This is a genomic window from Streptomyces xinghaiensis S187, assembly GCF_000220705.2.
GTDB classification, from domain to species: domain Bacteria; phylum Actinomycetota; class Actinomycetes; order Streptomycetales; family Streptomycetaceae; genus Streptomyces; species Streptomyces xinghaiensis.
Window position 1 is genome coordinate 3005481 of record NZ_CP023202.1, and the last position, 26697, is coordinate 3032177.

A 26697-nucleotide genomic window follows, 5' to 3' on the forward strand; every position below is an offset into this window, starting at 1 on the left:
GGGGGGTATATAACAAGGTAAGCGATACCCAGTCGGGTATATTTCCGGCCCACGGCCGGTCATGCGGAAAATCAGCGGATCAACGGGCCGGAAAGGCCGGCGGGGCAAGCAACGTCACGGGAACGGGCGGCCCGGCGAGCCGGAAGCCGGCGCCCGCGGGCACCGGCGACCGGACCGCCGCCGGCCGGATCAGACGCGGCCGGACATCATGCCGCGCCAGTAGATGACGGGCAGGACGTACCGCTTGAACACCCACATGTCGCGGCGCTCCTTGAAGGTGTTGATCAGCGGGAAGCTCGACTTCGGCTTCAGGTCGTAGTCGAACTCCGCGAGCAGCATCTTGTCGCGCGCGGTCACCAGCGGGCACGAGGTGTAGCCGTCGTACCGCGCCCCGGCCCCGGCGCCCTTCATGGCGGCGACCAGGTGCTCCACCACCACGGGGGACTGCTTGCGCACGGCCGCGCCGGTCTTGGACGTCGGCAGGTTCGCCACATCCCCGAGCGCGAAGACCTCCGGGTGGTCCGGGCTGCGCAGGGTGTGCTTGTCCACCTTGACGAAGCCGTAGGGGCCCTCGGCGAGCGGGCTCGCCTTCACCCAGTCCGGGGCGCTCTGCGGCGGGACGAGGTGCGCCATGTCATAGGCGAGGGTCTCCTCGGTGCCGGTCTTGAGGTCGGTGACGGTCAGCTCGCGGGCCGCGCCGTCCACAGCGGTCACCTCGGACTCGTACCGGACCTCGATGCCGTACCGCTCGACGACCTTCTCCAGCGCCTTGGTCCACACCGGGACCTTGAAGAGCTTGGGGTCGGGCAGCACGAAGACGATGCGGATCGCGTCCAGGACACCCTGCTTGCGCCAGTAGTCGGCGGCCAGGTAGGCGATCTTCTGCGGGGCGCCGCCGCACTTCAGCGGTGTGGCCGGATGGCTGAAGACCGCGGTGCCGGAGCGCATGCCCTTGATGAGCTCCCAGGTGTAGGGGGCGTACTCGGACGCGTAGTTGCTGGTCACGCCGTCGCGGCCGATGGCCTTGGCCAGGCCCGGGACCTTGTCCCAGTCGAGCTGGAGACCGGGGGCCATGACCAGGTAGTCGTAGCCGATCCGGCCGCCGCCGGCGACGGAGACCGTACGGGCGTCCGGGTCGACCGCCACGGCCGCGTCGCGGATCCACCGCACGCCGTCCGGGATCAGGGACGCCTCGGAGCGCCGTGACGTCTCCAGTGGGGCCTGACCACCGCCGACGAGGGTCCACAGTGGCTGGTACCAGTGGGTATCGGAGGGATCGAGTACGGCGATGTCACCGACGCCCGCACGGCGGAGCCGGGCCGCGACACTGATGCCGGCCGTTCCGCCGCCGACGACGACCACGTGGTGGTGGCTGGCGGAGCCCGCGGGCTCCGTGGAATGGGGGGACAAGTCCAGAACCTCCTCTCGATACCCCTATGGGTATCCATGGCAGGGAGCGTAAACCACTCGCGGCAGGGTTGGCAAATACCTCAGGGGGTATACGGGGCCGACGTGTCGCGGCGCCCGGCGTCCGGCCGTCCGGAACCTCGCCGGCGGCGGCCACGGCGGCCGCCGCTACACCGTGATGTCCCGATTCGAGAAGCGTGCCCAAGCTACGGAGCCGAAGACGGCCGCGTACAGGGCCTGAAGTCCCAGGTTCCGCAGCAGGTCCTCCCAGTACACGGGGGCGCGGAGCAGATCCGCGAAGCTGAGCCAGTAGTGCGGGAAGAGGTAGGGGTGCACCGCGTCGAGCTGCGGAATGGTGTTGACGATCTGGACGGTGATGAGCAGCCCCACCGTGGCCGCCATCGCCGCGATCCCGCTGTTGGTGAGGGTGGAGATGAACAGGCCCAGCGCCGCGATCCCGGTCAGCGACGCGGCGACGGCGACCGCCACGGCCAGCGCGCGCAGCAGGCCCTCGCCGAGGGAAATGGTCGTCCCGGAGATCAGCGTGACCTCGCCGAGCGGGAACAGCAGCGCCCCCGCCGCCAGCGCCGAGACGGCCACCGTCACCGTGGCGACCAGGCAGAAGGCCAGGACGGCGGTGAACTTGGCGAGCAGCAGCCGGGTCCGGCCGGCCGGGGCCACCAGCAGATAGCGCAGCGTGCCGGCGTTCGCCTCGCCCGCGATCGCGTCCCCCGCGACGACGCCGACGGCCATCGGGAGGAAGAGCGGGAGCGTGGCCGCCAGGGCGGTGAAGACCAGGAAGAGGCCGTTGTTGGTGATCTGCGCGATGAAGGCCGGGCCGCCGCCTCCCCCGCCGCCTGCGGAGCCGCCGTCGCCGGTCTCGATCCGCACCGCGATCCCGATCAGCAGCGGCACGGCGGCGAGCACCCCGAGCAGGGCGAGCGTCCGCCAGCGGCGGAAGACCGTCACCAGCTCGCTGCGGAAGAGGCCGAGAGCCCACAACGGGCTGGGCCGGGTGCGGCGCAGCGAGCCGTCCCCCGCGGACGGACCGGGCGCGGCGGGGGCGGCGCTCCGTGGCCCCGGGGTGGTGCGGGCCGCCGGTCCGGCCTGTTCGGCTGGCCCGGTCCGCTCGTCCCGCCCGTTGCCGTCAGCCCGCGACATCGAAGCCCTCCCCGGTCAGTGCCACGAACGCGTCCTCCAGCGAAGCCCGTTCGAGCCCGAAGCCCCGGACCCGCACGCCGTCCCGGACGAGTGCGGCGTTGAGGTCGGCCGGGTCGAACGCCCCGGCCGGACCCGGCGGTCCGGCCGGCGGCTCGCCCGTCACTCTGCCGCCCGTCACCACCAGGTTCGTCACCCCGTGCTCCCGGAGGACCCGGGCCGCGTCCGCCGTGTCCGGTGTGGTGACGGAGAGCCGGCCGCGCGCCCCGGCCGCCAGTTCGGCGACCGGGCCCTGCACCACCAGCCGTCCGCGGGCCATCACCGCGGCATGGGTGCACACCTGCTCGATCTCGTCCAGGAGGTGGGAGGAGAGGAACACCGTGGTGCCGCCGTCCGCCACCTCCCGCACCAGGGCCCGGATCTCCCGCATGCCCTGCGGGTCCAGGCCGTTGGTCGGTTCGTCGAGGACGAGCAGCCGGCGCGGCCGCAGCAGCGCCGCTGCCAGGCCGAGACGCTGCTTCATCCCGAGGGAGTAGGCCCGCGCCTTCTTGCTCCCGGCGGCGGCCAGCCCGACCCGCTCCAGCGCCGCGGCGATCCGGGCGTCGCGGGTCCGGGGGTCGGCGTCGGGGTCGGCGGCGTCGAGACGCCGGAGGTTGTCCCGGCCGGAGAGGAAGCCGTACAGGGCGGGGCCCTCGATCAGCGCACCGACCTGCGGCAGCACCCGCCGCGCGGCGCCCGGCATCGGGGCACCGAGCACGCGGGCGCTGCCGGAGGTGGGCCGGATCAGGCCCATCAGCATCCGGATGGTGGTGGTCTTGCCGGAGCCGTTGGGCCCGAGGAAGCCGAAGACCGAGCCGGCGGGCACGGTGAGGTCGAGCCCGTCCACGGCGAGCTGCCCGCCGCGGAACCGCTTGGTGAGACCGCGGGTCACGATGACGTTCCCGGCGGCGGCTCCGCCCGCGTTCTCGGCGGCGGCCGGGGCGGCCGTGCCGGGCCCGGTGCCGTCCTGGCTCACGGTCCCGGTCTCGGTCCCGGTCTCGGTCTCGGGGGCGGGCGGTCGCTTCATCGTTCTCCTGTCCGGCTGCGGCTGCCTCCGGCGCACGGCCGGGGGACGTACGGGACGACGGGCGGCCCCGGCCCGGCGCCTCGTACCCGGTCAACGGCGCGCTGCCCGCCCGGGATCCGGACGGGCAGCGCCGGCGGTGCCGGGACCGTGCGTCCCTACTCCGCCTTCTCGGCCTTCTCGGCGGCCTTCACCAGCGCGGCCTTGTCGACCGCGCCCGCGTAGACCCCGCCGTCGTCCGTCAGCAGGACGTTGACGAGCCGGGTGCTGAAGACCCGGCCGGTGCCGAAGTCGCCGCTGACGCGCTCACCGAAGCTGTTGAGCAGCTGCTCCGCCTCGGCGGGAAGCTCCTCCGCGCCGGCGCCGCGCTTCCCGGCCGGGGCCTGGAGCTGCGCGACGCTCGCCCAGCCCTCACCGATGACGTTCAGCCCGGCGGGACCGTCGCCCCACGTCTCCGCGGAGCCGCGCTTGCCGTCCTCACGGTGCTCGCCGTTCTTCCGGTGCTCGGCGTGCTTGCCCGCGCGCTCGCTCAGGTCTTCCTCGGTGACCTTCGCGCCCTTCGGCGGCTTGAACGCGAAGGTGTCCGCCGCGGGCTTGCCGAAGTCCACGGACGTGAAGCCCACGTCGACCGCGGCCTTGCCGCCGCTCTTGGGCGTCAGTGTGAACTTCAGCGGCACGCCGTTCTCCGCGTCCACCGAGATCCGGACCGCCTCGACCGTGGACTCCCCGGCCTTCGGCGTGATCACGAGCTGGTACGCGTCGCGGCCGGCGACCTGGGCCGTGCCGTCCACCTCGACCGTGGTCGTCTCGTCGACGGCCTTCAGCGCGTGCTCGGCCAGCTCGCGCGGGGTGGCGTCCGCCATCCCCTCCGGCAGGCCGTGCTCGCCGTGCTTCCCGTCCTTGCCCTTGCCGTGGTGCTCGGCGTGCAGGTCGGCGTCGTGCTCCGGAAGCGTCGCGTGGTAGGCGGAGTTGCTGCCCGAGTCGTACGCCCAGAGGTCCTCGCCGTTGCGGATGACGCTGTACTCCGCGGCCTCGTCCATGACCGACAGGCGCTGCTTGGCGGGGCCGTCGGCCGCGACCCGCAGGGTGTGCGTGCCGGACGCCAGCTCCATCAGCTTCGCCTGCGGATCGGCGGGCGAGCCCTGCTCGTCGCCGCCCTTCCCCTCGCCCGCGTCTCCCCGGCCCCCGGCGGAGTCGTCACCGTGGCCCGGCCCCATGCCGAAGCCGCCGCCCCCGCCGCTCATCCCGGGCAGCGCGGGGAGGCCCAGGTCGGTGGTGATCTTGACGGTGCCGGACAGCCGCTCGGTGTCCGACTCGGCCATGCGCTCGATGAGTTCGGCCGCGGTGATCTCCGGCAGATCCGGACTGCCCGAGCTGGCGAGGGCCGGTACGAGACCGATGCCCGCCACCGCCACTCCCGCCACCGCGACCGGCACCCCCCAGCGCACCAGTCCGCGAGCCGCCGCCGCCGGGGCGCCCTCGCCGTCCCATTCGTCGGTGACCTGTGTCGGTCGCTTTCCTGGCATGTGCCCTACCTCCGTGGTCGGCGGCGGTTCGCGTAACACCTTCGGGCCCCGCCGTCCGGGCTTCCCGGCCGGACGGGGCGCTGCCCACCCGGTCCATTGTCTCCCGAGTCCGCCGCGTTCGTACTCCCATCACATCAAAGAGAACGGGGCGGGGCGTCAGCCGACGGCAGCAACTTCGCGTAGTCCCAGGGGAGGAGACCGCTCCCCCACCGGTCGCGTTCCGTACCACCGGAGGCGCAGCCACCCGTAGGGGTGACCGGGTCCGCTCGGACCGGGGCCCGGAGTCCGGAGTCCGGAGTCCGGGGCCGGGGCCCGCCCAGGCGGTGTTCCGCCGGGCGCGCGGCCTCAGCCCGCCCGGTGCACCACCGCGTCGCACAGGCTCTCCAGCGCCGCCTTCGCCGGGCCGTCCGGCAGCGGGACGAGGGTGGCGCGGGCCTCCTCGGCGTAGCGCACGGTGTCCTGGCGCGCCTGCTCCAGGGCGGGGTGCTCGCGCAGCCGCCGCAGGGCCTCGGTCACCACCGCGTCGTCCGTGAGGTCGCCGTCCAGGAGTGCGCACAGCTCGCGGTCCTCGGGGCGGCCGTGTCTCTCGGCCGCCGCCCGCAGGTGCAGCACCGGCAGGGTGGGGATGCCCTCGCGGAGGTCCGTGCCCGGGGTCTTGCCCGACTCGCGGCTGTCGCTGGCGATGTCGAGGACGTCGTCCGCCAGCTGGAAGGCGGTACCGAGCCGCTCGCCGTACTGGGTGAGGACGTCCACGACCCGCTCGTCGGCGCCCGCCATCATGGCGCCGAAGCGGCCGGCGACGGCGATCAGCGAACCGGTCTTGCCGGCGATCACGTCGAGGTAGTGGGCGATCGGGTCGCGCCCGGCACCGGGGCCGGCGGTCTCCAGGATCTGGCCGGTGACCAGCCGCTCGAACGCCTCGGCCTGGATGCGGACGGCCTCCGGGCCGAGGTCGGCCAGCAGGTGCGAGGCGCGCGCGAAGAGGAAGTCGCCGGTGAGGACGGCCACCGAGTTGTCCCAGTTGGCGTTGGCGCTGGGCACTCCCCGGCGCACATCGGCCTCGTCCATGACGTCGTCGTGGTAGAGCGTGGCGAGATGCGTCAGCTCGACGACGACGGCGGACGGCACGACGCCCGGCGCGTGCGGGTCGCCGAACTGCGCGGCGAGCGTCACCAGCAGCGGGCGGAACCGCTTGCCCCCGGCGCGGACGAGGTGCTGGGCGGCCTCGGTGATGAACGGCACACCGCTCTTGGTGGCCTCCAGCAGGCCCTCCTCGACAGCCGCCAACCCGGCCTGGACATCGGCTTCCAGAGCCTGGTCCCGCACGCTCAGCCCGAAGGGCCCGACGACGGTCACGAGGGGTTCTCCTGTCTGCGGACGACCCCGCGGCTCACGTACGACCCGCGGAATGTCGATGTATCGCTGTCACGGCCATCACCATCACGCGCAGCGTATCCGGTCGCCCGACGATCACAGCGGGCGCCCGTTCACCGGGAAAGACCACGGAGGACGCCTTCCCGCACCCGCTCCCGGCACTCCGCCGCGCCGGACGGCCCCCGATGTGTTCTTGGTCACGCCGGACGGGCCCCGCACTCCGCCGCGGTCCGCGGGTCACGGGGCCCGCCACCCGTCACCAGCAGTCGGCGGCCACCGCCTTCGCCAGCCGCGGCGAGGCGTACTCCGTACCGCAGACGAAGCGCATCACCGGCCCGTACGAGAACGCCGCCGGCAGCCCGGTGAAGTAGAGACCGGGGAGCGAGGAGCGGTAGCCCGCGCGGAGGGCCGGGGAGCCGCGGTCGGCGGCCAGTCCGGTGCGGAGGCCGGGCCCGAGGAAGTCCATCGCGGCCAGGTCCACGCGGTAGCCGGTGGCGGCCATGACGTGGTCGGCGGAGAGCTCCGCGCCGGCGCCGTCGAGGCCGGCGACGGCGAGGACCGGGCGGCCGTCCTCGATCCGGACCGCCCGGATCGCGCGCACCGGCGTCACGGGGACGCGGCCCTCGAACCGCTCCCGCAGCCACCAGGCGCCGAGCGGGCCGAGCACCCGGCGCACGAGGTGGTGGCGGGCGCGGGCGGGCAGGAGGCGGTAGGCGTCCGCGTAGTGGCTGACGACGTGGAGGGACCAGGCGCGTCCGAACGGTGAATCGGGGCGGAGCCGGGGCTGCCGCCAGGGCGGGGAGCCGAAGCCGACGGCGCCCCGGCCGCGGGCGACGACGCGGACCTCGGCCCCCGCCTCCCGCAGCAGCGCCGCGTTCTCCAGCGCCGACTGCCCGGCGCCGACGACCAGCACCGACCGTCCGGCGAATCGGCTCAGATCCCGGTGGTGGGAGCTGTGCGAGACGGGGCCGGTGGCCGAGGGGCCCCCGGGGACGGCGGAGGCCAGCGCCGCGGGCAGCCGGGCCAGCCCGCTGAGGCCGGTGGCGACGACCACGGCCCGGGCGGTGAACTGCTCTCCGGAGTCCAGCTTCAGCTCATAGCCCCGGCCCCCGGCCCGCCGCTCCACGGAGACCACCCGGACCTGTTCCAGCCGGGGGACCAGCCGCTCCCGGAACCAGTCCCCGTAGGCGGCGAAGGTCTCCACGGGGACCAGGTCCTCGTCGGTGACGAGCCGGCGGATGCCCGCCGCGTCGCAGTAGTCGGCGAGGGTGTGCCCGGCCTGCGGCGCGTCGATGGCGGAGGCGGCCGGGGTGGACTTGAGGAGCATCCCGGCGGGCATGTGCTCACGCCAACTGGCCATCGGGGAACCGAAGACCCGCACCGGAAGGGAGCGGGCCCGCAGATGGGCGGCGGTCGACAGACCGTAGGGGCCGGCCCCGATGACGGCCACGGGACCGGGGTACGGCGCCGGGGCACCGGGCCGGCCGGACGCACCGGACGGAGCACCGGACGAAGCGCCGGACGGACCGTGCGGGCCCGACGGTTCACCGGACGGCGACGGCACGGAGGAGGCTGCGGGACTGGTCACGGACGATTCCCTCCCGGGGACACGACGGGGCTCGGCACCGGCGGAGGACACCGCGGTGCCGCTTGCTGCTGGTACGTCATCCGGCTTTCCGCCGGGGTCTGCCGGCGGCGCGGCGGCCGAGCACCGCCCGGACGGCGGCCGTCCGCAGCTGCCGGACCGCCACGCTCCGGACCGCCGTGCTCCCGGCCGTCGCCGGGCCCCGCGGCCCGCCGCCAGGGGGACACGGGCTTGTGGCCGCCGGGCTCGCGGCGGTCGGACTCCCCACCGGTGGACCGCCGTCCGGTGCCCCCGCGCCCGCGCCCGCCCCCGCACCCGCGCCGCCCCGCCGCCGTTCCGCGCGCCGTTCCTCCGCCCGCCGCCGGCTCGCGCGCCGCCGCTGCAGCAGATGCCGGGCGCCGGGCCGGACGAAGCGGGCGAGCATGGTGAAGAACGGCCTGAGGTCGTCCCGGGCCAGCCAGGCCAGCTCCGTACCGGCCGGCCGCGCCGGGGCGTGCGGGGTGGTGTAGCCGCTGCGCCGGTAGGCCAGCAGCGCCGGCAGGTCGATGTTCTCCACCACGAAGCGGTGCCCGGAGCGCTGCGCGGCGCCGGGCACCGGGCGGCCGGTGAGGTCGAGGTGGAGGGCGCGGACCACGTCGACACCGGCGGCGTTCTCGAAGAGCCGGAACTGGGCGCCCATCCGCGGGTTGAAGTCGAGCAGCTTGTAGCGGCCGTCCCGGCGGTCGTGCCGCAGATCGAGGTCGACGACGCCGGTGAAGCCGATGCGTTTGACGAAGCGCGCGGCGAGCTCGGCCAGTTCCGGGTTGTCGACGACGTAGGCGCTGGCGGTCATGCCCGCGTGCGGCGGCCAGGAGCGGACCTTGACGCCGGTGAACAGGGCGAGCGCGTCGCCGCCGGCGTCGAAGTAGCCGTGGACGATCCAGTCCTCCGCCTCCTCGCGCGGCAGGTACTCCTGGAGCACCACCCCCGGCCGCGGTCCCCAGCCCTCCGCGAGCCGCAGGAGTTCGGCGGCGCCGGCGATCCGGGTGGTCCCGGCCACCGCCGGGGCGCTGCGGCGGACGAACGCCTCCCGGTTCTTGGCGACGACGGGGAAGCGGGCCGTGGCGGCGAACTCCTCGACGTCGGCGTACGAGTCGGGGAAGGCGGCGGCGGGCGAGGGCACGCCGTGCTCGGCGCAGAGCTCGTGCAGGCCCTGCTTGCTGGCCAGCCGGCGCGGCAGCCCCGGTGCGACCCGGGGGAAGAGGAAGCGCTCGGCGAGGGGCCCGGCGTGCTCCGCGATGAGCACCGCCGCCTCCTCGTCGGTGGGCACCAGGACCGCCGGGCGGCCGATCTCCCGCCCGACGTCGAGGAGTTGGCCGACCAGCCGCTCCGGTGCCTCCCGGCCGGTCGTGGGGCGGACGAAGGCGCGCCGCAGGTAGCGGGAGACGGCCGCGGGCGTCCAGCGGTCCTCCGTGAGGGCGTACATCGGCACGCCGAGTCTGCCGAGACTGCGGATGGCGCCCACGCCGCCGTGGTGCAGTGGGTAGTTCCCGATCTTGACGATCAGCCCGGGCACGGCCCGGTCGGCCCGTAAGGGCATGCTTCGGCTCGCCACTCCCCCGCCCCCCTCGGCCACAGCGGCCAGCGGCCCCCCGCTGTCCGTGACCCGCCAGGGAACGTACGCCGGAATGTCCAGTTCCAGCAATCCTTTTCCTGACATTGCACGCTCTGTGCACCGTTTCCGCTCACATCACAACGGAACTCCTTCGCCCGGGACCACATCGGCCCGGCCCCCGATCGGCCCCCGGGCCCGGCACACCGCGCCCTCCGCCCCGTAACCTGAGGCCGAGCAGAGCCGGGCGATACGAAGGCGAGGCAGTGTCCATGCCCCAGCAGGATCCGTTCGATCCCCCAAGACCCGCGGCCCACGCCGGCAACGGTCTTTACGGTCCGCAGAACCTGCCGTACGGCGTCTTCAGCACCCCCGACGAGCCCGGCCGCAAGCGCATCGGCGTGCGCTACGGCGACCGCGTCCTGGACGTGCACACGGCCGCCACCGCCCTCGGCTCCCCGCACGCCGACGTCCTGGCCCACCCCACCCTCAACCCGCTGATGGCCGCCGGACGCCCCACCTGGCGGGCCGTCCGGGCGAGCGTGGCCACCTGGGTCGGCTACCCCGCCATCGAACCGTTCCTGCACCCGCTCACCGAGGTGACGCTGCACCTCCCCTTCGAGGTCGCCGACTACGCCGACTTCTACTCCAGCGAGCACCACGCCACCAACGTCGGGCGGATCTTCCGGCCGGACGGAGCCCCGCTCACCCCCAACTGGAAGCATCTGCCGATCGGTTACCACGGCCGGGCCGGCACCGTCGTCGTCTCCGGCACCCCGGTCATCCGCCCCAGCGGCCAGCGCCTCGCGGGCGACACGCCCGTCTTCGGCCCCACCCAGCGGCTCGACATCGAGGCCGAGGTCGGCTTCGTCGTCGGCGCGCCCTCACGGCTCGGCGAGCGGGTGCCGCTCTCCGCCTTCCGCGAGCACGTCTTCGGCCTCTGCCTGCTCAACGACTGGTCCGCCCGGGACATCCAGTCCTGGGAGTACCGCCCCCTCGGACCGTTCCTCGGCAAGTCCTTCGCCACCTCCGTCTCGGCCTGGGTCACCCCCCTCGACGCCCTCGACACGGCCCGCATCCCGCCGCCCCCGCGCGACCCCCGGCCGCTGCCGTACCTCGACGACACGGCGGCGGCCGAGCCCGGCGGCTTCGACCTCCGCATCACGGTCGCCGTCAACGGCCACACCGTCGCGGAACCGCCGTTCTCCGCCATGTACTGGACGGCGGCCCAGCAGCTCGCCCATCTGACCTCGGGCGGCGCCTCCCTGCGCACCGGGGACCTCTTCGCCTCCGGCACGGTCAGCGGCCCGGAGCCGCACCAGCGCGGCTGCCTGCTGGAGCTCACCTGGAACGGCCGCGACCCGCTCGACCTGCCCGGCGGCAAGCGCACCTACCTGGAGGACGGCGACGAGGTCGCCCTCACCGCCTGGGCCCCCGGCCCGGAGGGCACCCGCCTCGGCCTCGGCGAGGTCACCGGCCGGATCGTGCCGGCCTGACGCCCGCGGCCCCGTCCGCCCAGGCCCCGGAAGCCGGCGGGGCCTCCGCCGCGGACGGTCCACGGCGGAGCGGTCAGACCGCCAGGACCGGATGCTTGAAGGCGTCCAGCGCCTCCAGCAGACTCCGGATGTCGCCCTCGTCACCGGTCACGACGGGAGCCCGGTGAGCGACAGCGGTCGCCGCGACGATCGCGTCGACAGCGTCGTCCGTGCCGGTCTCCCGCAGGGCCCGCGCCGCCAGATCGGCTATGTTCCGGTCGGCCCGGTGCAGCTCCGCGGCTTTCAGCACGACGTGCAGGCCGTGCTGCCGGGGATCGGCCCGGTACACCTGCACATACACCGGGACGGGGACGAGGAGTGTCCGCCGCGCCGCGACGAGTGTCTGGTGCAGGAGGCAGAAGCGCCCCTGCTTCCGCTGCGCCGCCACCAGTGCTCCGGCGTCGTACACCACGAACTGCCCGGCCACTAAGAGGCCCGCCCCAGCTGTTCCTCGTCCTGCCTGCGGTCGAACTCCTCCACCTCGTCCAGAAACGCCGCGACGTCGCTCTTGTCCCGGTCGGACAGCGGACCGTGCTCGGCGATGGACTCCGCCAGCAGCCGCTGAGCTTCGGCGAGGTTGCGGGCGGCGTCGAGATCCCGTCTGGCGGCCTCGGTCAGTATGGCCGAGATGCTGGTGTTCTCCTCCCTGGCCCGCGCCCGCAGCTCGCGCTCCAGATCGGCCGGGACACTGATGGACAGCTTGCCCATGACGCACTCCTCCACCCGCCGGATACCACCGCCATACTACCTGCACAGAGCGGTTTCCGAAGCGTTGAATCCGAGCCCGGCCGCGGCCGGCCCGGACATGCCGGTGGGCCGCCGCCCCCTGCTTCGGGGACGGCGGCCCACCGCCGCGCCGGGTGCGCGGCTCCGGCGAACCGCGCCGTGCCGTGGTGCGTCAGCGCACGAAGACCCCCGCCTGGCCGGCCAGGTCCAGGAAGTACTGCGGCGCGATGCCGAGCACCAGCGTGACGACGACACCCACCGCGATGGCCGTCGAGGTCAGCGCGCTGGGCACGGCGACCGTCGGGCCGCCCGCCTGCGGCTCGTTGAAGAACATCAGCACGATGACGCGGATGTAGAAGAACGCCGCGATGGCCGACGAGACCACACCGACCACGACCAGCGCGCCCGCGCCGCCCTCCGCCGCCGCCTTGAACACCGCGAACTTGCCCGCGAACCCGGAGGTCAGCGGGATGCCCGCGAAGGCCAGCAGGAAGATCCCGAAGACCGCCGCGACCAGCGGCGACCGCCGCCCCAGACCGACCCACTTCGACAGGTGCGTGGCCTCGCCGCCCGCGTCGCGGACCAGCGTCACCACGGCGAAGGCGCCGACCGTGACGAAGGAGTAGGCCAGCAGGTAGAAGAGCACCGAGGAGATGCCGGACGGCGTGGTGGCCACGACGCCCGCCAGGATGAACCCGGCGTGGGCGATCGAGGAGTACGCCAGCAGCCGCTTCACATCGGTCTGGGTGACGGCGACGATCGCGCCGACCATCATCGTGACGATGACGACGCCCCACATCACCGGCCGCCAGTCCCAGCGCAGACCGGGCAGCACCACGTACAGGATCCGCAGCAGCGCGCCGAAGGCCGCGACCTTGGTGGCCGCCGCCATGAAGCCGGTGACCGGGGTCGGGGCGCCCTGGTAGACGTCCGGGGTCCACATGTGGAATGGGACCGCGCCGACCTTGAAGAGCAGGCCCATCAGCACCAGCGCGGCGCCGATCAGCAGCAGCGCGTCATTGCCCATGGTGGCGGCCACGGAGGGCTCCACCTGCTGGAGGTCGCCGGAGATCACCTGCGCGATGCCGCCGTAGGTGACGGTGCCCGCGTAGCCGTACAGCAGCGCGATGCCGAAGAGCAGGAACGCCGAGGAGAAGGCGCCGAGCAGGAAGTACTTGACCGCCGCCTCCTGCGACAGCAGCCGCTGCCGGCGGGCCAGCGCGCACAGCACGTACAGCGGCAGCGAGAGGACTTCCAGGGCCACGAAGAGCGTCAGCAGGTCGTTGGCCGCCGGGAACACCAGCATGCCGGTGACCGCCAGCAGCAGCATCGGGAAGACCTCGGTGGTGGTGAACCCCGCCTTCACCGCGGCCTGTTCGGCCGCACCGCCGGGGCTGGCGGCGGCCTGCGCGGCGAAGGAGTCCACCCGGTTGCCGTGTGCCACCGGGTCCAGCCGCCGCTCGGCGAAAATGAGGACGGAGACGAGGGCCACCAGCAGCACCGTGCCCTGGAGGAAGAGCGCCGGACCGTCGACGGCCAGCGCGCCCATCGCCGCCACCTGCGCCTTGTCCGTGCCGTGCCCGCCGGCCGCCAGGCCGATCACCGAGGCGAGGGCGGCGGCCAGGCCGACCGCGGTCAGCCCGACCTGCGCGTAGTAGCGGGCCCGGCGCGGCAGGAACGCCTCGAACAGGATCCCGATGACCGCCGCGCCCAGCACGATCAGCACCGGGGCGATCTGGGCGTACTCGATGTCCGGCGCCTCGATCTTCAACGGCGCCTCGGCCGAGATCGTCCACAGGCTGTGGACGGATGCCATGGGGCTCACTTCGCGGCCTCCACATCAGGTGACGGAATGTCGACGTCGGGCTTCGGATCCGTCTTCCGCACGTCCGACATGGTGTGCTCGACAGCCGGGTTGACGATGTCCGTCAACGGCTTGGGGAAGACGCCGAGGAAGATCAGCAGGGCGATCAGCGGGGTCACGACGACCAGCTCCCGCAGCCGCAGATCGGGCATCTTCAGCACGCCCTCCTTCACCGGCCCGGTCATGGTGCGCTGGTAGAGCACCAGGACGTAGATCGCGGCGAGGACGATGCCGATGGTGGCGATGATCCCGATCACCGGATACCGGCTGAAGGTGCCGACCAGCACCAGGAACTCGCTGACGAACGGGGCGAGCCCGGGCAGCGACAGCGTCGCCAGACCGCCGATCAGGAAGGTGCCGGCCAGCACCGGGGCCACCTTCTGCACCCCGCCGAAGTCGGCGATGAGCCGCGAGCCGCGCCGGGAGATGAGGAAGCCGGCGACGAGCATCAGCACCGCCGTCGAGATCCCGTGGAAGACCATGTAGAGGGTCGCCCCGCTCTGGCCCTGGCTCGTCATCGCGAAGATGCCCAGGATGATGAAGCCGAAGTGGGACACCGAGGCGTAGGCGATCAGCCGCTTCATGTCCCGCTGGCCGACCGCCAGCAGAGCGCCGTAGACGATGCTGACCAGCGCCAGCACCAGCACTACCGGCGTCGCCCACGCACTGGCCTCCGGGAAGAGCCCGAGGCAGAAGCGGAGCATCGCGAAGGTGCCGACCTTGTCCATCACCGCGGTGATCAGCACGGCGACGGGGGCCGTCGACTCGCCCATGGCGTTGGGCAGCCAGGTGTGCAGCGGCCACAGCGGCGCCTTCACCGCGAAGGCGAAGAAGAAGCCGAGGAAGAGCAGCCGCTCGGTGGTGGTCGCCATGGTGAGCTCGCCGGAGGCGCGGGCCTCGGTGATCTGCTGGAGCGAGAAGGTGCCCTCGCCGAGCTGGTCGGCGGTGACGGCGTAGAGCCCGACGACCGCGGCGAGCATGATCAGGCCGCCCGCCAGGTTGTAGAGCAGGAACTTGACGGCCGCGTAGGTGCGCTGCTTGGCCGCCTCCTCGTCGCTCTGGGCGTGCGCCCGGTCCCCGAAGCCCCCGATGAGGAAGTACATCGGGATGAGCATGGCCTCGAAGAAGATGTAGAAGAGGAAGACGTCGGTCGCGGCGAAGGAGATGATCACCATCGCCTCGACCATCAGGATCAGCGCGAAGAAGCCCTGCACCGGGCGCCAGCGCCGGCCGGCCCCGTCGCCGCCCTCCTCGGCCGCCGGGTCGGCGTCGCGCCAGGCCGCCAGGATGATGAAGGGCATCAGCAGCGCGGTGAGCCCGATCAGGGCGGCGCCGATGCCGTCCACGCCCAGCTCGTAGCGGACGCCGAAGTCGGCGATCCAGGCCCGGGACTCGGCGAGCTGGTAGCGCTCGCCGCCCGGGTCGAAGCGGGCCAGCACGATCCCCGCCAGCACCAGGGTGCCGAGCGAGAAGAGCAGCGCCGTCCACTTGGCCGCGGTGCGCTTCGCGGCGGGCACGGCCGCGGTCGCGATCGCTCCCAGCGCCGGCAGCACGGCCGCGGCCGTCAGCAGCGGGAAGCCGTCGTTGACAACAGAAGACATGATCAGACCGCCCTCATCAGCAGGGTCGCGGCGATCAGGACCGCCGTACCGCCGAACATCGAGACCGCGTAGGAGCGGACGAAGCCGTTCTGCATCCGACGCATCCGGCCGGAGAGTCCGCCGACCGCCGCCGCGGTGCCGTTGACGACCCCGTCCACGCCCTTGTTGTCGACGTAGACCAGACCGCGGGTCAGATACTCGCCGGGCTTGACCAGCGCGACGTGGTTGAAGTCGTCCTGGAGCAGATCGCGGCGGGCGGCCCGGGTGAGCAGCGAGCCGCGCGGCGCGGTGACGGGCACGGGCCTGCGGCCGTACTGCAGCCAGGCCACCAGCACACCGAGCAGCAGGACGACGACGGTCGCGCCGGTCACGGCCGCCGCGCTCAGCGGGGAGTGACCGTGGTCGTAGCCGGTGACCGGCTCCAGCCAGTGCAGGAAGGAGCTGTTCCAGCTGAACAGCCCGCCCGCGAAGACGGACCCGAAGGCCAGCACGATCATGGGGATCGTCATGGACCTGGGCGACTCGTGCGGGTGCGGCATCGTGTGGTCGCCGGCCGTCTCGGCGGCGGGCTCCACGTCCGGCGCGTCCGGGGAGGGCGTCGGGGCCCAGCGCTTCTCGCCGAAGAAGGTGAGCAGCATGACGCGGGTCATGTAGTACGCGGTGATCGCGGCGCCCAGCAGGGCCACGCCGCCGAGGATCCAGCCCTCGGTGCCGCCCTTGGCGAAGGCCGCCTCGATGATCTTGTCCTTGGACCAGAAGCCGGAGAGGCCCGGGAAGCCGATGATCGCCAGATAGCCGAGGCCGAAGGTGACGAAGGTGACCGGCATGTACTTCCGCAGGCCCCCGTACTTCCGCATGTCCACCTCGTCGTTCATGCCGTGCATGACCGAACCGGCGCCGAGGAAGAGCCCGGCCTTGAAGAAGCCGTGGGTGACCAGGTGCATGATCGCGAAGACGTATCCGATGGGGCCGAGCCCGGCGGCCAGCACCATGTAGCCGATCTGCGACATCGTCGAGCCGGCCAGCGCCTTCTTGATGTCGTCCTTCGCGCTACCGACGATCGCACCGAAGAGCAGCGTGACCGCGCCGACGATGGCGACGACGAGCTGGGCGTCCGGCGAGCCGTTGAAGATGGCGCCGGAGCGGACGATCAGGTAGACGCCGGCGGTGACCATGGTCGCGGCGTGGATGAGGGCCGAGACCGGGGTCGGGCCCTCCATCGCGTCACCCAGCCAGGACTGCAGCGGCACCTGGGCCGACTTGCCGCAGGCGGCCAGCAGCAGCATCAGGCCGATGGCCGTCAGCATCCCCTCGGAGGTCTCGCCCGCCGAGGCCAGCACCGGCTCGAAGGCGAAGGTGCCGAAGGTCGTGAACATCAGCATGATCGCGATGGACAGGCCGACGTCGCCGACGCGGTTGACGATGAACGCCTTCTTGGCGGCGGTCGCCGCGCTCGGCTTGTGCTGCCAGAAGCCGATCAGCAGGTAGGACGCCAGGCCGACGCCCTCCCAGCCCGCGTACAGCAGCAGGTAGTTGTCGGCCAGGACCAGCAGCAGCATCGCCGCGAGGAACAGGTTGAGATAGCCGAAGAATCGGCGGCGCCGCTCGTCGTGCTCCATGTAGCCGATCGAGTAGATGTGGATCAGCGAACCCACACCGGTGATCAGCAGTACGAAGGTCATCGACAGCTGGTCCAGCTGGAAGGCGACATCCGCCTGGAAGCCCTCCACGGGCACCCAGCTGAACAGGCGCTGGTGCAGGGCGCGGTCCTCGCCGTCCCGGCCCAGCATGTCGGCGAAGAGCACCGCGCCGACGACGAACGAGGCCACCGCGAGCGCCGTGCCGATCCAGTGCCCGGCGCGGTCCAGCCGCCGGCCGCCGCACAGCAGCACGGCCGCGCCGAGCAGCGGCGCCGCGACGAGCAATCCGATGAGGTTCTCCACTTCTTCGACCCCTTACAGCTTCATCAGAGAGGCGTCATCGACCGAGGCCGAGTGGCGGGTACGGAAGAGCATCACGATGATCGCCAGGCCGATCACGACCTCCGCGGCGGCGACGACCATCGTGAAGAAGGCGATGATCTGCCCGTCGAGGTTGCCGTGCATCCGGGAGAAGGCGACCAGCGTCAGGTTGCAGGCGTTGAGCATCAGCTCGACGCACATGAACACGACGATCGCGTTGCGCCGCAGCAGCACCCCGGCGGCGCCGATGGTGAACAGCAGCGCGGCGAGATAGACGTAGTTCACCGGGTTCACTTGCCGGCCTCCTCAGAAGTGGCGTCCCGGCGCTCCAGGCGCACCTCGGAGCGCTGCTCCAGCGCGGCCAGATCGGCCAGCGCCCGGCCGGACACGTCGCGGATCTGGCCGCGGGCGCGCAGCGTCGGGTTGACGGTGAGCTCCGCGGGTGTGCCGTCCGGCAGCAGCCCGGGGATGTCCACGGCGTTGTGCCGGGCGTAGACACCGGGCGCGGGCAGCGGCGGGACCTGCTTCCCCTCGCGGACCCGGCGCTCGGCGAGTTCGCGCTGGCTGGGCAGGCGCTCGGTGCGCTCGCGGTGGGTCAGGATCATCGCGCCGACGGCTGCGGTGATCAGCAGCGCGCCGGTGAGCTCGAAGGCGAAGACGTATTTGGTGAAGATGGTCTCCGCCAGCCCCTGGACGTTCCCGCCGGCGTTGGCCGTGCCGAGTCCGGCGAAGGTCCGCAGCGAGGCGTTGCCGATGCCGGCGATCAGCAGGACGCCGAAGCCGAGGCCGGTGAGGGCGGCCAGCCAGCGCTGGCCCTTCAGGGCCTCCTTCAGCGAGTCCGCCGCGGTGACACCGACGAGCATCACCACGAACAGGAACAGCATCATGATCGCGCCGGTGTAGACGACGATCTGGACGACGCCCAGGAAGTAGGCGCCGTTGGCCAGGTAGAACACCGCAAGGATGATCATGGTCCCGGCGAGGCAGAGCGCGGAGTGGATCGCCCGGCGCAGCAGGACCGTGCCGAGCGCCCCGAGGACGGCCACGGTGCCCAGGACCCAGAACTGGACGGCCTCCCCGGTGGAGGTGGAGTAGGCGGCGATCGTATTCATCGTTCGACCACCTTCTCCGAGGCGGGCTCCCCCGGGCCGAAGTCGGACGCCGCGTCCTGCGGCATCTCGCCCTTGGAGACGGCCGGCTGCTGGACGGTCCCGGGGGCGGCCTCGGTGACGAGGCCCCGGTAGTAGTCCTGTTCGGTCATGCCCGGGAAGATGGCGTGCGGCGAGTCGACCATGCCCTCCTTCAGCCCCGCGAGCAGCTCCTCCTTGGTGTAGATGAGCGATTCGCGGGTGCGGTCGGCGAGCTCGTAGTCGTTGGTCATCGTCAGCGCCCGGGTGGGGCACGCCTCGACGCAGAGACCGCAGAGGATGCAGCGCAGATAGTTGATCTGGTAGACGCGGCCGTAGCGCTCGCCCGGCGAGTAGCGCTCCTCGTCGGTGTTGTCGGCGCCCTCGACGTAGATCGCGTCGGCGGGGCAGGCCCAGGCGCAGAGTTCGCAGCCGACGCACTTCTCCAGCCCGTCCGGGTGCCGGTTGAGCTGGTGCCGGCCGTGGAACCGGGGCGCCGTCGGCTTCTTCTGCTCCGGGTACTGCTCGGTCAGCCGCTTCTTGAACATGGCCTTGAAGGTCACGCCGAAGCCGGCCACGGGGTTATCGGGCATTGTCGGCCTCCTCTCCGTTGGTCGTCGCGTCGTCGGAACCGGCGGCGACGGTCACGGGCGGCTGCTCGTGACGGGGGCGCCGGCGCGGAACCGGGGGCAGGGTCTGCCCCGGCATCGGCGGTACGGGGTAGCCGCCGGCCATCGGGTCGAACTCGCCCCCGGTGCCCTTGCCGTCCGCGCCGGTGCCGTCCGGCTCGTCCTGCCTGCCGCGGAAGAGATCCGCGACGAAGGACAGCAGCAGTACGACGAGCACGGCGCCGATCACGTAGAACGCGATCTCCTGGAAGTCGTAGTTCTCGTTCCGCAGGGCCCGGACGGTGGCGACCATCATCAGCCAGACCATCGCGACCGGGATGAGGACCTTCCAGCCGAGCTTCATCAGCTGGTCGTAGCGGACCCGGGGGAGGGTGCCGCGCAGCCAGATGAAGCCGAACAGCAGGAGGTTGACCTTGATGACGAACCAGAGCATCGGCCACCAGCCGTGGTTCGCGCCCTCCCAGAAAGTGCTGACCGGCCAGGGAGCGCGCCAGCCGCCGAGGAAGAGGGTGACCGCCACCGCCGAGACGGTGACCATGTTGATGTACTCGGCGAGCATGAACATCGCGAACTTGATCGACGAGTACTCGGTGTTGAAGCCGCCGACGAGGTCGCCCTCGGACTCCGGCATGTCGAACGGCGCCCGGTTGACCTCACCGACCATCGACACCATGTAGATGAGGAAGGACACCGGCAGCAGGATCGCGAACCAGCGGTCCCCCTGCGCGTCGACGATGGCCGAGGTGGACATCGAGCCGGAGTAGAGGAAGACGGCCGCGAAGGAGAGGCCCATCGCGATCTCGTAGGAGATCACCTGGGCGACCGAGCGCATGCCGCCGAGCAGCGGGTACGTCGAGCCGGAGGACCAGCCGGCGAGCACGATGCCGTAGATGCCGACGGAGGCGACCGCCAGGATGTACAGCACGGCGATCGGCAGGTCGGTCAGCTGCAGCGCGGTGCGCTCGCCGAAGACCGACACCTCGTTGCCGGGCGGGCCGAAGGGGATCACCGCGATCGCCATGAAGGCGGGGACCGCCGCGACGATCGGCGCCAGCACGTAGACGAGCTTGTCGGCCCGCTTGACGATGACGTCTTCCTTCAGCATCAGCTTGGCGCCGTCGGCGAGCGACTGCAGCAGACCCCAGGGGCCGTGCCGGTTGGGGCCGATGCGGCGCTGCATCCAGGCGACGACCTTGCGCTCCCACACGATGGAGAACAGCACGGTCAGCAGCACGAACGCGAAGCAGAAGACCGCCTTGAGCGCGACGAGCCACCAGGGGTCGCCGCCGAACACCGACAGGTCCTCGGCCGCGAGGTGCAGGGCCCCGCCCGGCTCGGCGGCCGCGGCCCACAGCGTGACGGAACTCATGAGCGCACCTCCTCGGCTTCGGTGCCCGCCGCGGCGGTGGCCGCGGAGAGCCGGACGACCTCACCGGGGCGGGCCCCGGTGTCGGCCAGGACGCCGCCGCCCGTGGAGTTCAGCGGCAGCCAGACGACGCGGTCGGGCATCTCCGTGATCCGCAGCGGCAGTTCGGTCGAGCCGCCCGGTCCGGAGACCCGCAGCGGCTCCCCCTCGGCGATCCCGGCCTCGGCGGCCGTGGCCGCGGAGAGCCGGGCGACCGCTTCGTGCCGGGTGCCGGCCAGCGCCTCGTCACCGACCTGCAGGACGCCCTGGTCGAGCAGGAGCCGGTGACCGGCGAGGACCGCCTCGCCCGCGGACGGGCGGGTCGCGGACCGCGTGGTGCCGCCCGCCGGGCCGCCGTAGTCGGAGTCCCCGGGTCCGGCGGGCACGGCACCGGCCCAGCCGCCGAGCCGGTCCATCTCCCGGCGCACGGCGAGCAGATCGGGCAGGGCGAGCCGGGCCGCGGACCGCTCGGTGGAGCGCTCGCCGTCACCGGCGCCGAGGTCCGCGAGGGTGTCCGCGAGCATGTGCAGCACGCGGCTGTCGGGGACGACGTGGCGTCGGGTCATCTGGTCGGGCTTGATGGACGCCTCGAACATGCGCGCCCGGCCCTCCCAGTTGAGGAAGGTGCCGGCCTTCTCCGCGACGGCGGCGACCGGCAGGACCACGTCGGCCCGCTCGGTGACCTCCGACGGCCGCAGCTCCAGGCTGACCAGGAAGCCCACCTCGTCCAGGGCCCGCCGGGCCGCCGCCGGGTCCGGGAGGTCCGCGACCTCCACTCCGCCGACGAGCAGCGCGGCCAGTCCGCCGGTGGTCGCGGCCTCGATGATCTCGCCGGTGTCCCGGCCGAGGCGGTGCGGCAGTCCGGCGGCGGAGACGCCCCAGGCGGCGGCGGTCTCCTCACGGGCGCGCGGGTCGGTGGCCGGGCGGCCGCCGGGCAGCAGCCCGGGCAGGGCACCGGCCTCGACCGCGCCCCGCTCCCCGGCCCGGCGCGGAATCCACACCAGCCGGGCGCCGGTGGCCGTCGCGGCCCGTACGGCGGCGGAGAGCGCGCCCGGGGAGGCGGCCAGCCGTTCGCCGACGACGATGACGGCGCCCTCGGCGCGCAGCGCGTCGGCGGCGGCCTCGCCGTCCGCCTCCAGGCCGATCCGCCCGGCGAGGGCGTCCAGCCACTCCGCCTCGGTGCCCGGCGCGGCCGGCAGCAGTATGCCGCCGGCCTTGGTCAGGCCCGGGGTGGCGTAGGGCGCCAGGGAGAAGGTCTTCTGGCCGTGCTTGCGCATGGCCTTGCGGAGCCGCAGGAAGACCCCGGGGGCCTCCTCCTCGGACTCGAAGCCGGCCAGCAGGACGGCGGGCGCCTTCTCCAGCGCGGTGTACGTGACACCGGTGCCGTCGAGGTCCGTGCCGCGTCCGGCGACCCGGGAGGCCAGGAAGTCGGCCTCCTCGGCGCTGTGGACCCGGGCGCGGAAGTCGATGTCGTTGGTGTCGAGGGCGATCCGGGCGAACTTGGCGTACGCGTAGGCGTCCTCGGCGGTGAGCCGGCCGCCGGTCAGCACACCGGTGCGGCCGCGGGCGGCGGCGAGCCCGCGGGCCGCCGCCTCCAGCGCCTCCGGCCAGCTCGCCGGCTCCAGTTCACCGCTCTCGGCGCTGCGCACCAGCGGGGTGGTGAGCCGCTCCGGCCGCTGGGCGTAGCGGAAGGCGAAGCGGCCCTTGTCGCACAGCCACTCCTCGTTGACCTCCGGGTCGTGGCCCGCGAGCCGCCGCATGACCTTGCCGCGCCGGTGGTCGGTGCGGGTCGCGCAGCCGCCCGCGCAGTGCTCGCAGACGCTGGGCGAGGAGATCAGGTCGAACGGGCGGGCGCGGAAGCGGTACGCGGCCGAGGTGAGCGCGCCGACCGGGCAGATCTGGATGGTGTTGCCGGAGAAGTAGGACTGGAACGGGACGTCCTCGCCGGTGCCGATCTGCTGCAGCGCGCCGCGCTCCAGCAGTTCGATCATCGGATCGCCGGCGATCTCCTTGGAGAAGCGGGTGCAGCGGGCGCAGAGGACGCAGCGCTCGCGGTCCAGCAGCACCTGGGTGGAGATCGGGACGGGCTTGTCGTACGTCCGCTTCTGCCCGTCGAAGCGGGTGTCGGCCTGGCCGGTGCTCATCGCCTGGTTCTGCAGCGGGCACTCGCCGCCCTTGTCGCAGACGGGGCAGTCCAGCGGGTGGTTGATGAGGAGGAACTCCATCATCCCGCGCTGGCTCTTCTCGGCGACGGGTGAGGTGAGCTGAGTCTTCACCACCATCCCGTCCGTACAGGTGATCGTGCAGGAGGCCATGGGCTTGCGCTGGCCCTCGACCTCGACCAGGCACTGGCGGCAGGCACCGACCGGATCGAGGAGGGGGTGGTCGCAGAACCGCGGGATCTCGATGCCCAGTTCCTCGGCGGCGCGGATGACGAGCGTGCCCTTGGGCACGCTGGTCGTGATGCCGTCGATGGTGAGCGTGACGAGGTCCTCCGGCGGCACGGCCGCCTCACCGCTCCCGGAGGACCCGGTGGAGCCGCTGTTGGACGCTGCGGCGGTGACGGTCATGCGTTCACCTCCAGGTGAGAGGTCGAGGGGCCGTCGGCCCAGAGGGTGGAGCGGGCGGGGTCGAAGGGGCAGCCCCGGCCGGTGATGTGCTGCTCGTACTCCTCGCGGAAGTACTGGAGCGAGGAGAAGATCGGGCTGGCGGCGCCGTCCCCGAGCGCGCAGAACGCCTTGCCGTTGATGTTGTCGGCGATGTCGTTCAGCTTGTCGAGGTCGGAGATCCGGCCCTTGCCGGCCTCGATGTCCCGCATGAGCTGGACGAGCCAGTAGGTGCCCTCGCGGCAGGGGGTGCACTTGCCGCAGGACTCGTGGGCGTAGAACTCGGTCCAGCGGGTGACGGCGCGGACCACGCAGGTGGTCTCGTCGAAGCACTGGAGCGCCTTGGTGCCGAGCATGGAGCCGGCGGCGCCGACGCCCTCGTAGTCGAGGGGGACGTCGAGGTGCTCGTCGGTGAGGAGCGGGGTGGAGGAGCCGCCGGGCGTCCAGAACTTCAGCCGGTGGCCGGGGCGCATCCCGCCGCTCATGTCGAGGAGCTGGCGCAGGGTGATGCCGAGCGGGGCCTCGTACTGGCCGGGGCGGGCCACGTGCCCGGAGAGCGAGTAGAGCGTGAAGCCCGGGGACTTCTCGCTGCCCATCGAGCGGAACCACTCCTTGCCGCGGGCGAAGATGGCGGGCACGGAGGCGATGGACTCGACGTTGTTCACCACGGTGGGGCAGGCGTAGAGGCCGGCGACCGCGGGGAACGGGGGCCGCAGCCGGGGCTGGCCGCGGCGGCCCTCCAGGGAGTCCAGCAGCGCCGTCTCCTCACCGCAGATGTACGCGCCGGCGCCGGCGTGCACGGTGATGTCGAGGTTCTTGCCGCTGCCGAGCGCGTCCGGGCCGAGGATGCCCGCCGCGTACGCCTCGCGCACCGCCTCGTGGAGCCGGCGCAGGACGGGGACCGTCTCGCCGCGCAGATAGATGAAGGCGTGGCTGGAGCGGATCGCGTGGCAGGCGATCACGATGCCCTCGATGAGGGAGTGCGGGTTGGCGAAGAGGAGCGGGATGTCCTTGCAGGTGCCGGGCTCCGACTCGTCGGCGTTGACGACGAGGTAGTGCGGCTTGCCGTCGCCCTGCGGGATGAACTGCCACTTCATCCCGGTGGGGAAGCCGGCGCCGCCGCGGCCGCGGAGGCCGGCCTCCTTGACGTACGCGATGACGTCGTCGGGGTCCATGGCGAGGGCCTTGCGCAGCCCCTCGTAGCCCTCGTGGCGGCGGTAGGTCTCCAGCGTCCAGGACTCGGGTTCGTCCCAGAACGCGGAGAGCACCGGGGAGAGGAGCTTCTCGTGGCCCATCCCGTCTCCGTTCCCGTTCCCGTTCTCGTCGGTGCGGGCGGACTCGGTCATCGCCCGCCCTCCTCGGACACCGGTCCGGCCGGGTTGGCCGGGTCGGACGCGGCGGTCTTCTGCGGGGCGTCGTGGGAGCTGGGGTGGGTGTCCCGCTCCTCACCGGTGGGTGCCGCGCCGCGGGACGGCCCGACGGCGCCCGGTTCCGGTTCGCCCTTGGCCAGCCGGAGCCCGGCCAGCGAGGCCGGGCCGGCGCCGCCGCTCTCCGCGACCGCGCCGGCCCGCTCGTCGGGGAAGCCGGCCAGGATGCGGGCGGTCGCCTTGAAGTCGCAGAGCTTGGCGCCGCGGGTGGGCGCGACCTCGCGGCCGGCCCGCAGGTCGTCGACGAGGGCCTTGGCGCTGTCCGGGGTCTGGTTGTCGAAGAACTCCCAGTTGACCATCACGACGGGCGCGTAGTCGCAGGCGGCGTTGCACTCGATGTGCTCCAGGGTGACCTTGCCGTCCTCGGTGGTCTCCTGGTTGCCGACGGCCAGGTGTTCCTTCAGCTCGTCGAAGATCTGGTCGCCGCCCATGACCGCGCAGAGCGTGTTGGTGCAGACGCCGACCTGGTAGTCGCCGGAGGGCTTGCGGCGGTACATCGTGTAGAAGGTCGAGACGGCGGTGACCTCGGCCGTGGTCAGCCCGAGCATCTCGGCGCAGAACTTGATGCCGGTGCGGGTGACGTACCCCTCCTCGGACTGCACGAGGTGCAGCAGCGGCAGCAGCGCCGAACGGCTGTCCGGGTAGCGGGAGATCACCTCCGCGGCGTCCGTCTCCAGCCGGGTGCGGACCTCGGCGGGGTAGTCGGGGGCGGGCATCTCGGGGATGCCGAGCGCCACCTCGCGGTTGGCTGGTGTGGTCACCGGTCCACGCCTCCCATCACGGGGTCGAGGGATGCGACGGCGACGATGACGTCGGCGACCTGGCCGCCCTCGCACATCGCCGCCACGGCCTGCAGGTTGGTGAAGGAGGGGTCCCGGAAGTGGACCCGGTACGGGCGGGTGCCGCCGTCGCTGACGACGTGGACGCCCAGCTCGCCCTTCGGGGACTCCACCGCCGTGTACGCCTCGCCCGGGGGCACCCGGAAGCCCTCGGTGACCAGCTTGAAGTGGTGGATGAGGGCCTCCATGGAGGTGCCCATGATCTTCTTGATGTGGTCCAGGGAGTTGCCGAGCCCGTCCGGGCCGAGCGCGAGCTGCGCGGGCCAGGCGATCTTCTTGTCGGCGACCATCACCGGGCCCGGCTCCAGCCGGTCCAGGCACTGCTCGATGATCCGCAGGCTCTGCCGCATCTCCTCCAGCCGGATCAGGAACCGGCCGTAGGAGTCGGAGGTGTCGGCGGTCGCCACCTCGAAGTCGTAGGTCTCGTAGCCGCAGTACGGGTCGGCCTTGCGCAGGTCGTGCGGCAGGCCGGTGGAGCGGAGGACGGGGCCGGTGACGCCGAGCGACATGCAGCCGGTCAGGTCGAGGTGGCCGATGCCCTGGAGGCGCGCCTTGAAGATCGGGTTGCCGGTGGCCAGGGCGTCGTACTCCGGGAGGTTCTTCCGCATCTGCTTGATGAACTCGCGGACGGCGTCGACGGTGCCGGCCGGCAGGTCCTGGGCGAGACCGCCGGGGCGGATGTACGCGTGGTTCATCCGCAGACCGGTGATCAGCTCGAAGAGGTCCAGGACCAGTTCGCGGTCGCGGAAGCCGTAGATCATGATCGTGGTGGCGCCCAGCTCCATGCCGCCGGTGGCGAGGGCCACCAGGTGGGAGGAGATCCGGTTGAGCTCCATCATCATGACCCGGATGACGCTGGCCCGGTCGGGGATGTCCGCCTCGATGCCGAGCAGCTTCTCCACGCCCAGGCAGTACGCCGTCTCGTTGAAGAACGGCGTGAGGTAGTCCATGCGGGTGACGAAGGTGGTGCCCTGCGTCCAGGTCCGGTATTCGAGGTTCTTCTCGATGCCGGTGTGCAGGTAGCCGATGCCGCAGCGGGCCTCGGTGACCGTCTCGCCGTCGATCTCCAGGATGAGCCGGAGCACGCCGTGCGTGGACGGGTGCTGCGGGCCCATGTTGACGATGATGCGCTCGTCGTCCGCCTGGGCCGCGGCCTGGGCGAGCTCGTCCCAGTCACCGCCGGTGACGGTGTAGACCTTGCCTTCGGTGGTCTCGCGTTCCTGCGCGTGCGAGGTCGTCATCGGGTCCCTCCCCGCGTGGTCGTGGCCGGCGT

General features: G+C 72.5%; 20 protein-coding genes and 1 pseudogene. 1 reads left to right on the plus strand and 20 read right to left on the minus strand.

The window, feature by feature from the left end; all coding sequences use genetic code 11:
• Positions 1-189: 189 nt before the first annotated feature.
• From SXIN_RS12825 to SXIN_RS12855, 7 genes and pseudogenes are all read right to left on the minus strand, one after another.
• Positions 190-1416, minus strand: coding sequence for an NAD(P)/FAD-dependent oxidoreductase (locus SXIN_RS12825; protein ID WP_420341087.1), 1227 nt, complete (start codon positions 1414-1416; stop codon positions 190-192).
• Between the two features lie 159 nt (positions 1417-1575).
• Positions 1576-2568, minus strand: coding sequence for an ABC transporter permease (locus SXIN_RS12830; protein WP_095757007.1), 993 nt, complete (start codon positions 2566-2568; stop codon positions 1576-1578).
• Positions 2555-3631 (minus strand): ABC transporter ATP-binding protein, encoded by a 1077-nt coding sequence (locus SXIN_RS12835; protein ID WP_019707777.1) that lies wholly within the window; start codon positions 3629-3631, stop codon positions 2555-2557. Before SXIN_RS12835 ends, SXIN_RS12830 begins: the two co-directional genes overlap by 14 nt.
• Positions 3632-3786: 155 nt before the next feature.
• Positions 3787-5154 carry a LolA family protein gene (locus SXIN_RS12840; RefSeq protein ID WP_019707776.1) on the minus strand — a complete coding sequence of 456 codons (1368 nt, stop codon included), beginning with the start codon at positions 5152-5154 and terminating at the stop codon, positions 3787-3789.
• A 345-nt stretch (positions 5155-5499) separates the two neighbouring features.
• Complete coding sequence (locus SXIN_RS12845) at positions 5500-6510, minus strand: polyprenyl synthetase family protein (RefSeq protein ID WP_019707775.1); 1011 nt, start codon at positions 6508-6510, stop codon at positions 5500-5502.
• A 274-nt stretch (positions 6511-6784) separates the two neighbouring features.
• The gene (locus SXIN_RS12850) at positions 6785-7978 is read right to left on the minus strand and encodes an FAD-dependent oxidoreductase (RefSeq protein ID WP_019707774.1); all 1194 of its coding nucleotides are present in this window, start codon (positions 7976-7978) and stop codon (positions 6785-6787) included.
• Positions 7979-8471: 493 nt separating this feature from the next.
• Positions 8472-9692 (minus strand): annotated as a pseudogene (locus SXIN_RS12855) (carboxylate--amine ligase); the annotation flags it as partial.
• A 284-nt stretch (positions 9693-9976) separates the two neighbouring features.
• On the opposite strand from SXIN_RS12855, the gene fahA reads away from it, so the two are divergent.
• Positions 9977-11200, plus strand: a complete 1224-nt coding sequence (fahA, locus tag SXIN_RS12860) for a fumarylacetoacetase (RefSeq protein WP_039820566.1) — start codon at positions 9977-9979, stop codon at positions 11198-11200.
• A gap of 73 nt (positions 11201-11273) precedes the next feature.
• On the opposite strand, the gene SXIN_RS12865 is transcribed toward fahA, so the two are convergent.
• From SXIN_RS12865 to SXIN_RS12925, 13 genes are all read right to left on the minus strand, one after another.
• A complete protein-coding gene (locus SXIN_RS12865; protein WP_019707771.1) occupies positions 11274-11666 on the minus strand; it encodes a PIN domain-containing protein in 393 nt (130 codons plus the stop codon).
• Positions 11666-11947 (minus strand): ribbon-helix-helix protein, CopG family, encoded by a 282-nt coding sequence (locus SXIN_RS12870; RefSeq protein WP_019707770.1) that lies wholly within the window; start codon positions 11945-11947, stop codon positions 11666-11668. The genes SXIN_RS12865 and SXIN_RS12870 overlap by 1 nt, the downstream gene beginning before the upstream one ends.
• A 190-nt stretch (positions 11948-12137) precedes the next feature.
• Entirely contained in the window at positions 12138-13790 is a 1653-nt protein-coding gene (gene nuoN, locus SXIN_RS12875) for an NADH-quinone oxidoreductase subunit NuoN (protein ID WP_039820563.1), read from the minus strand.
• Positions 13787-15430, minus strand: coding sequence for an NADH-quinone oxidoreductase subunit M (locus tag SXIN_RS12880; protein ID WP_019707768.1), 1644 nt, complete (start codon positions 15428-15430; stop codon positions 13787-13789). Before SXIN_RS12880 ends, nuoN begins: the two co-directional genes overlap by 4 nt.
• 2 nt (positions 15431-15432) lie before the next feature.
• Entirely contained in the window at positions 15433-17373 is a 1941-nt protein-coding gene (gene nuoL, locus SXIN_RS12885) for an NADH-quinone oxidoreductase subunit L (RefSeq protein ID WP_019707767.1), read from the minus strand.
• Between the two features lie 12 nt (positions 17374-17385).
• On the minus strand, positions 17386-17685 hold the full coding sequence (nuoK, locus tag SXIN_RS12890; protein ID WP_019707766.1) for an NADH-quinone oxidoreductase subunit NuoK: 300 nt from the start codon (positions 17683-17685) through the stop codon (positions 17386-17388).
• Positions 17682-18503 carry an NADH-quinone oxidoreductase subunit J gene (locus SXIN_RS12895; protein WP_019707765.1) on the minus strand — a complete coding sequence of 274 codons (822 nt, stop codon included), beginning with the start codon at positions 18501-18503 and terminating at the stop codon, positions 17682-17684. The genes nuoK and SXIN_RS12895 overlap by 4 nt, the downstream gene beginning before the upstream one ends.
• Positions 18500-19111: an NADH-quinone oxidoreductase subunit NuoI gene (gene nuoI / locus SXIN_RS12900; protein ID WP_039820562.1), complete on the minus strand. Its 612-nt coding sequence runs from the start codon at positions 19109-19111 to the stop codon at positions 18500-18502. The genes SXIN_RS12895 and nuoI overlap by 4 nt, the downstream gene beginning before the upstream one ends.
• Entirely contained in the window at positions 19101-20516 is a 1416-nt protein-coding gene (nuoH, locus tag SXIN_RS12905) for an NADH-quinone oxidoreductase subunit NuoH (RefSeq protein ID WP_019707763.1), read from the minus strand. The genes nuoI and nuoH overlap by 11 nt, the downstream gene beginning before the upstream one ends.
• The gene (locus tag SXIN_RS12910) at positions 20513-23122 is read right to left on the minus strand and encodes an NADH-quinone oxidoreductase subunit G (RefSeq protein WP_095757008.1); all 2610 of its coding nucleotides are present in this window, start codon (positions 23120-23122) and stop codon (positions 20513-20515) included. Before SXIN_RS12910 ends, nuoH begins: the two co-directional genes overlap by 4 nt.
• A complete protein-coding gene (gene nuoF, locus SXIN_RS12915) occupies positions 23119-24504 on the minus strand; it encodes an NADH-quinone oxidoreductase subunit NuoF (protein WP_019707761.1) in 1386 nt (461 codons plus the stop codon). The genes SXIN_RS12910 and nuoF overlap by 4 nt, the downstream gene beginning before the upstream one ends.
• Positions 24501-25301 (minus strand): NADH-quinone oxidoreductase subunit NuoE, encoded by an 801-nt coding sequence (gene nuoE / locus SXIN_RS12920; RefSeq protein ID WP_095758025.1) that lies wholly within the window; start codon positions 25299-25301, stop codon positions 24501-24503. Before nuoE ends, nuoF begins: the two co-directional genes overlap by 4 nt.
• 41 nt (positions 25302-25342) lie before the next feature.
• Entirely contained in the window at positions 25343-26665 is a 1323-nt protein-coding gene (locus SXIN_RS12925; RefSeq protein ID WP_019707759.1) for an NADH-quinone oxidoreductase subunit D, read from the minus strand.
• Positions 26666-26697 lie beyond the last annotated feature (32 nt).